Origin of the sequence: Salmonella sp. NW884, assembly GCF_051700745.1 — a bacterium.
GTDB lineage: Bacteria > Pseudomonadota > Gammaproteobacteria > Enterobacterales > Enterobacteriaceae > Salmonella > Salmonella enterica.
This window is the reverse complement of record NZ_JAMMDE010000035.1, coordinates 1-708: the sequence shown is the minus strand read 5'-3', so window position 1 is coordinate 708 and position 708 is coordinate 1. Positions and strand designations below refer to the sequence as shown.

2 protein-coding genes and 1 pseudogene are annotated in these 708 nt (G+C 53.5%); all 3 read left to right on the top strand.

Going from position 1 to position 708, the window contains the following annotated elements:
- Positions 1 to 78: pseudogene (locus tag NA197_RS23375) on the top strand (DUF1367 family protein); the annotation flags it as partial.
- The gene (locus NA197_RS23370) at positions 78 to 284 is read left to right on the top strand and encodes a hypothetical protein (RefSeq protein WP_001550288.1); all 207 of its coding nucleotides are present in this window, start codon (positions 78 to 80) and stop codon (positions 282 to 284) included. The pseudogene NA197_RS23375 and the gene NA197_RS23370, both read left to right, overlap by 1 nt.
- 2 nt (positions 285 to 286) lie before the next feature.
- A partial coding sequence (locus NA197_RS23365) for a recombination protein NinG (RefSeq protein ID WP_438796708.1) occupies positions 287 to 708 on the top strand: 422 nt, incomplete at its 3' end.

Genomic DNA, 708 nt, shown 5'->3' with positions numbered 1-708 from the left:
TGGATTTTATCACGTACATTCCGTACTCAGCGCGAGGCCGAGAACGCCGCCGCCCAGCTCATGAGCTTTGCGGGGTGATGGCGATGAAATACTCCTGGTTCCATCATCACGACTGCACAACCGAGCAGGCCGACACGCTGATATCGGATTATCAGAAGCGGGGCGTAAGGACAGAAAAGAGCCTGAACCCTGACTTCATTACCTGGACTGTCAGCGCGAAATTACCTGAATATGCACGCCGGGTGCGGACGCCAAAATCCTTACGCCAAAAGGTCTGGGGGTGAACATGGCTAAATTACCGCGCCGTAAGTGCAAAGTTTGCCGGGAATGGTTTCATCCTGCTTACAGCAACGTTGTCTGGTGCTGTCCTGAACATGGCGCTATCTATGCTCTGGAGCTGCGTGCCAAAGAAAAGATTAAAGCCGCAGCCAGGCGTATCAGGGAGAAACACCAGGCGGATAAAGCCGAACGCCAGCGCCGCCAGGCTAAGCGTGAGTCGTTCAAAACTAAAGCTCAGTGGGATAAAGAGGCGCAGGCCGCCTTTAACCGTTACATCAGGATACGGGATGAAGGTAAACCCTGCATTAGCTGCGATGCGCCGCTGGTTGGTAAAAGCAATTTTCTGACCGGAAGCGCCATCGATGCAAGCCATTACCGCTCGCGCGGTGCCGCCTCACATCTCAAATTCAACGTATTCAACGTTCATTC

Excerpts from the sequence above, each read along its gene's own strand:
- NA197_RS23370 (WP_001550288.1), top strand. The coding sequence starts at position 78 with ATGGCGATGAAATACTCCTGGTTCCATCATCACGACTGCACAACCGAG.